Annotated in this window: 6 protein-coding genes and 1 pseudogene; 3 read left to right on the top strand and 4 right to left on the bottom strand. The window is 71.2% G+C overall.

Annotation, left to right across the window (positions count from 1 at the left end):
• Positions 1-247: 247 nt before the first annotated feature.
• Complete coding sequence (locus KBA23_RS15400) at positions 248-1,783, top strand: D-alanyl-D-alanine carboxypeptidase family protein (protein WP_290742713.1); 1,536 nt, start codon at positions 248-250, stop codon at positions 1,781-1,783.
• A 46-nt stretch (positions 1,784-1,829) separates the two neighbouring features.
• Here KBA23_RS15400 and KBA23_RS15395 read toward each other — a convergent pair whose 3' ends face one another.
• Positions 1,830-3,116, bottom strand: coding sequence for a homoserine dehydrogenase (locus tag KBA23_RS15395; protein ID WP_290742710.1), 1,287 nt, complete (start codon positions 3,114-3,116; stop codon positions 1,830-1,832).
• Positions 3,117-3,255: 139 nt separating this feature from the next.
• Between KBA23_RS15395 and KBA23_RS15390 the strand changes: the two genes are divergently transcribed.
• Complete coding sequence (locus KBA23_RS15390; protein ID WP_290742707.1) at positions 3,256-3,696, top strand: hypothetical protein; 441 nt, start codon at positions 3,256-3,258, stop codon at positions 3,694-3,696.
• Between the two features lie 10 nt (positions 3,697-3,706).
• On the opposite strand, the gene KBA23_RS15385 is transcribed toward KBA23_RS15390, so the two are convergent.
• From KBA23_RS15385 to KBA23_RS15375, 3 genes are read right to left on the bottom strand one after another with little or no spacing between them, the layout of a single operon-like run.
• Positions 3,707-4,219 carry a DUF2478 domain-containing protein gene (locus tag KBA23_RS15385; protein WP_290742706.1) on the bottom strand — a complete coding sequence of 171 codons (513 nt, stop codon included), beginning with the start codon at positions 4,217-4,219 and terminating at the stop codon, positions 3,707-3,709.
• A gap of 58 nt (positions 4,220-4,277) precedes the next feature.
• The gene (locus KBA23_RS15380; protein WP_290742703.1) at positions 4,278-4,508 is read right to left on the bottom strand and encodes a hexameric tyrosine-coordinated heme protein; all 231 of its coding nucleotides are present in this window, start codon (positions 4,506-4,508) and stop codon (positions 4,278-4,280) included.
• Between the two features lie 45 nt (positions 4,509-4,553).
• A complete protein-coding gene (locus KBA23_RS15375) occupies positions 4,554-4,874 on the bottom strand; it encodes an antibiotic biosynthesis monooxygenase family protein (RefSeq protein ID WP_290742701.1) in 321 nt (106 codons plus the stop codon).
• Between the two features lie 134 nt (positions 4,875-5,008).
• Between KBA23_RS15375 and KBA23_RS15370 the strand changes: the two are divergent.
• Positions 5,009-5,418, top strand: a pseudogene (locus KBA23_RS15370) (transposase); the annotation flags it as partial.
• Positions 5,419-5,578: the final 160 nt, after the last annotated feature.

Genomic DNA, 5,578 nt, shown 5'->3' with positions numbered 1-5,578 from the left:
AGTATGGTTCGTGGGGGGCATGGCGGCTAGATAGGGCCCATGCTGCACTGCGGCAAGGCGTCATGCTGCGGTGCGGCAAAAAAATCGCTTGCGACCGGCAAGCCACGCCCGGCCGTCGATGCGCGCACGTTCTGACAAAGGTGTTTTCGACGGGTGTTTGGCGTGCTAGCTTAACGCAAAATTAAACGGACGCTCGCAAGCGTTTGCAAACTCTGAGGCAAGTGGCGCAAAGCGCCGGAGGGCAGTGATGATCCGTAACCTCTCGCGCGGGGTCGTGCTGGCGTTTCTGGTGCTCGCTTCCACCCCGGCGCTCGCGCAGGAGTATGCGGCCTACGTGATGGATGCGCGCAACGGCAAGGCGGTCCACGCGGTCAACTCCGACAAGAAGCTCGCGCCTGCGTCGCTGACCAAGATGATGACGCTCTACATCGTCTTTGACGAGGTGAAGCGCGGCCGGCTGTCGCTCGACCAGAAGGTCACCATTTCGGAGAACGCCGCCGCGGAGCCGCCGTCGCGGTTGGGGCTTCGCGCCGGCCAGAAGATCGAGTTGCGCTATCTGATTCGCGCCGCGGCGATCAAGTCGGCCAACGACGCCGCCACCGCGCTCGGAGAGGCGGTCGCCGGGTCCGAGCCCGCCTTCGCGGAGCGGATGAACCAGTACGCCCGCGCCATGGGTCTCCAGAACACCCATTTCGCGAACGCGCACGGGCTGACCGCGGCGGGGCACTATTCCAGCGCGCACGACATGGCCGAAATCGGCCGGCGGCTGTTCTACGATTTCCCGCAGTACTACAATATCTTCGGCCGGATCTCGACCTCGGCCGGCATCGCCACCGTGCAGAACACCAACCGCCGGCTGCTCGACGCCTATCCCGGCGCCGACGGCATCAAGACCGGCTACACCAAGGCCGCGGGGTTCAACCTCGTCTCCTCGGCCGAGCGCGACAACGAGCGGGTGATCGTCGCGGTCTTCGGCGGCAAGTCGACCGCGTCGCGCAACGCCGAGGTGATGCGCCTGATGGACCTCGGTTTCGCCAAGATGCCCTCGCGGGCGAAGGTGGCGCGGCCGGCTCCGCTGCGCCCGGGTACGGCGGCTCCGGTTCTCGTCGCCGCCGCCGAGGCGCGCGCGCCGCGTGCGTCCACCGCCGGCGTCGCTCCCGAGCCGGCCGGGGCGTCCCCCGTCCAGGTCGCGAGCGCCGCGGCCCCGCAGGGGGCGGGCGCGCTCGCCGCGAGCGGTCGGCCGATGCCGCGCTGGATGGGGCTCGGCGCGAGCCAGGACGCCGCGATCGCGCGGACGAATCAGAGCATCGCGACGGCCATCGCCGAGGTGAACGCCGAACTCGCCGCCGGGCCGGGCGTGGTCGCGTCGGCGGATGGCGCGCTGCGACCGGCGCCCCGTCCGGCCCCGGGCCAGGCGATCGCGTCACGTGCAGGCGGCTCGCCCTCTACCTTCGCCGTGGCGTTGCCACGTTCCGCTCAGGCCGGCGCGGGCGACCAGGAGCCGATCGAGGTGGCCGCCGGCAGCACGGGCGGCAACGCCTGGGGCGTGCAACTCGGAGCGTTCCGGTCCAAGGGCGACGCCGAGCGGCACCTGCTGACCATGGCGCTGAAAGACCTGCCCCAGCTCAACGGCGGTCTGCGCCGCATCGAGGCCGGCAAGGTCCAGGGCGTGACGCTCTATCGCGCGCAGTTCGTCGGCCTGAGCCAGCAGGCGGCCGAGCAGGCCTGCGTCAGCCTGTCGCGCGAGAGCGCGACCTGCCAGACGCTGGCGCCCGGTATCTGAGCTCGACGGTGGGCCTCCCGCCGCCGGGTCGGCGGCGGCGCCTGCCTCAGACCTCCTCGATCCGCAGCGCGACCGGCGCGGCGCGGCAGACGTCGAGGGCGGCGATGCGCTCGAGCGCTGCGTCGAGCGCGGCGCGGCGGGTGCGGTGGGTGACGATGATCACCGGCGCCTCCTCGGCGGCGTGCTCGTACTGGCGCATCACGTTGATCGAGACGCCGACGTCGCCGAGCGCCGCGGCGACACGGGCGAGCACGCCCGGCGCGTCGGTCAGCGCGAGGCGGACATAGAAGGCGGCCTCCACCTCGTCGCCGGCGCGCGGCGCGGCGACGAGCGCGGCGGCGGGCATCCCGAAGGCCGGGCGGATGACGCCGCGCGCGACGTCGACGATGTCGCCGACGATCGCGGAGGCGGTCGGACCGGCGCCGGCGCCCGGGCCGGTATAGATCGTCCGGCCGATGAAGTCGCCCTCGACGACCACCATGTTGGTCACGCCCTCGAGCGCGCCGAGCGGCGAGCGGGCCGGCACGAGACAGGGCTGGGTGCGCGCCTCGAGGCCCGATCCGGTCTGGCGCGCGACGCAGAGGAGCTTGATGCGGTAGCCCATGTCGGCCGCCTGCTCGATGTCGGCGATGGAGACGCGCTCGATGCCCTCCACCGCGACGCCGGGAAAGTCGACCCTTGCGCCGAAGGCGATGGCGGCCAGCAGCGCGAGCTTCTGCGCCGCGTCGACGCCGCCGACGTCGAAGGCGGGGTCGGCCTCGGCATAGCCGAGGTGCTGTGCCTCGGCGAGAGCGGTCGCGTAGGGCGCGCCCGTCGCCTCCATCTGCGTCAGGATGTAGTTGCAGGTGCCGTTCATCACCCCCATCACGCGCGAGACGGCGTTGCCGGCGAGCCCCTCGGACAGCGCCTTGAGGATCGGGATGCCGCCGGCGACCGCGGCCTCGAAGCGCAGCGCCACGCCCTTCGCCTCGGCCGCTTCGGCGAGCGCCTGGCCGTGGCGGGCGAGCATCGCCTTGTTGGCGGTGACGACGTGCCTGCCGCGGGCGATGGCGGTCTCGGCCGTCGCCTTGGCCGGGCCGTTCTCGCCTCCGATCACTTCGACCACGACATCGACGTCGTCGCGGCGGGCGAGCGCGACGGGATCGTCCTCCCAGGCGTAGGCGGAGAGGTCGACGCCGCGGTCGCGGCTGCGCGAGCGGGCGGAGATGGCGACGATCTCGACCGGCCGGCCGGCGCGCGCGGCGATCAGCGCGGCGTTCGATTGCACCATGGCGACGACGCCGGCGCCGACGGTGCCGAGGCCGGCGATGGCGATGCGCAGGGGCTCGGTCATTGTCGGGGGCTCCGGCCGGACGGGGACGGGCGCTGTCCTAAGGGAGCGCCCGGGCGAGGGCAAGCCCGGCCCTCGCCGGCGCTCGTCCGGCGCGCCCGGGATTGACGGATCCGTCCCCCCGGTGCATCGGGTCGCGACCATGAGCTATTTCGTCCTCGTCACCCTGCACCTTCTTGCGGCGATCGCGTTCGCCGGCACGGTGTTCTTCGAGGTGCTGATCCTCGAGAGCCTCCGCGCGCCGCTCGGCCGCGACGCCATGCGGGCGGTCGAGTCCGCGGTCGGCCGTCGCGCCCGCCGCGTGATGCCCTTTGTCATCGCGATCCTCTACGCCGCCGGCATCGCCATGGCCTGGCAGTATCGCGAGCACCTGGCGCATCCCTTCGGCAGCAGTTTCGCGACGCTGCTCACGATCAAGATCGTCCTCGCGCTCAGCGTGTTCGCCCATTTCGTCACAGCGGTGACGCTCGGAGCCCGCGGCAGGCTGACGTCCCGGCGCTCCAGGCGCATCCACGTCAGCGTCTTCTGCCATGTGGCGCTGATCGTCGTCCTCGCGAAGGCGATGTTCTATGTGAACTGGTGAGGGCCGGCCGCTACCGGGGTCGGGCGGTCGCGTCCGACCACCAGGCGGCGAGCGCGGCCGGGTTCGCGTCGATGCGAGCCGCATCGGGCGCGAACGCCTCCCAGGCGTCGCGGTGCCTTTCCGAAACCGTCGTCAGCACGGGTCGGCCGGCGGCGAGCGCGGCCTCGAAGGCCGGAAGGAGCCCCTGACCAGCGGCCTCGAGCTTTCCGAACTTGCTGAGAACGACGAGATCGCTGCCGGAGATCCCCCCGATGACGGCGGCGCAGGCCGCGGTCACGCCCGCGCCGTCGAGGTGACACGAGGTCCCCTCCGGCGGCGTCCCGAGATAGATCGGGAACCGCTCCTCGGCGCCGATTTCGCGCAGGAAGCCGGCGGCGCAGGTGCGGTCGGGGAGGCCATGAGCCTCCGCGATCACGCCGGCGACGCGCGTTCCCGCCGCGCGCCACTCGGCCACCGCCGCTGCGAGGAGCGCCTGCAAGTTGTCGCCGTCCGCGCCTTCGAGGACGGCGATGCGCCTTGCCATGGATGACATAGGGGAGGTCCTTCCGCACGGGGCCGGACCGCGCGGGTCCGGCCGGTCGTCACTCGCGCCAGTAACCGTTGGCGGCGGCGACGGTCTGGAAATGGATGGCGATCACCTGGGACGAGGCGATCAGCTGGGCGGAGTCCTGTTCGTAGGCGGCGCGCAGCTTGTCGCGCAGCTCGGCCGAGGGTTGCGTCATCTTCACGCCGACGCGCGCCAGCTTGGTGGCGAGCTCGAATCCTTCCTGCGGCGTCGCGGTCCTGAGGGAGGGAAGCCAGGTCTCGGCCATCGTGCGGTCCTCTCGATTGGTTCGTGGGGCGACCGTGCGCCGGCGTCAGGGATAGACGCGGGCGACCTCGTACATCACCGGCTCGAAGCTGCGGCAGAGCTTGACGATCTCGCGGTTGCGCGCCCGCATCTCGGTGGTGCGCAGCATCGCCTGGTAGTCCTCGCGGCGGCGCCACTGCGAGTAGTTGGCGATGCGGGTGTGGGCGTCGTTGACGTGCAGCGCCGCGGAGATGAAGCCCGGCTGGGTGCGGATGAACGCGTCATAGGCGTCGGTGAGCAGTTCCAGAAGGTCGAGGCAGGCGCCCGGGCTGGTCTCGAACGTGGTGATGACGGTCTGAAGTTCCGCATCCTGGCTGATGGTCGTCATCTGCGACTCCTGGCTTCGGATTGGCGCGATCCTAGCCGCATCGGCCACCGCCGGGCAATCGCTGCGACGGACCAGTTGCGGGAGGTGATCGAGGCGACGGGTCAACGATTGAGGCCGTTGGTATGATATGAGCGCCCCGTTCCGGGCACGATCCCGTCGACCGCGCGAAGGGCGGGCGCAGCCCGGTCGGCAAGATCTTCATCGTCGGCGCGGTCGAGCTGTCCGAGGATGGCCGGCCGCGCCGCATCCGCATGGCCCATGCGCGAAGCTCATCACCGACGGCTGGCAGGGCTACGCGAACCCGCCGGCCAATCCCCACGAGGTTCGCGTCGTCGAAGGCCGGAAGGCGCACGAATGCCCGCCCTGGGTGCATCGTGTCTTCTCGAACCTGAAGCGATGGGCCAGCGGCGTCTTCCACGGCCTGCGCAAGGCCCATGCCCAACGCTACCTGGACGAGTTCGTCTTCCGCTGGAACCGAAGGCGCCACACACGCATCGCCTTCGAGAGGCTCCTGGGGATCGGAACCGGCCTCGGGCCGAGGTGATCTACGCCATCACGTCGCTGCCGCCCGAGCGCTGGGTCGTGTCCCCGGTGGTGGTGTAGTTCGCCGGTAGCGTCGCCGCCTGCCTGCGCGGACCATCGCGCTGGCAGGCAGGCGGCGACGCGGTGGTCATCGCGCGATCTTCGGCGATGGTCGGGTGCGA

It is taken from the genome of Amaricoccus sp. (assembly GCF_017995835.1).
In the GTDB taxonomy this organism is placed as follows: domain Bacteria; phylum Pseudomonadota; class Alphaproteobacteria; order Rhodobacterales; family Rhodobacteraceae; genus Amaricoccus.
This window is presented reverse-complemented; position numbering and strand designations above follow the sequence as displayed.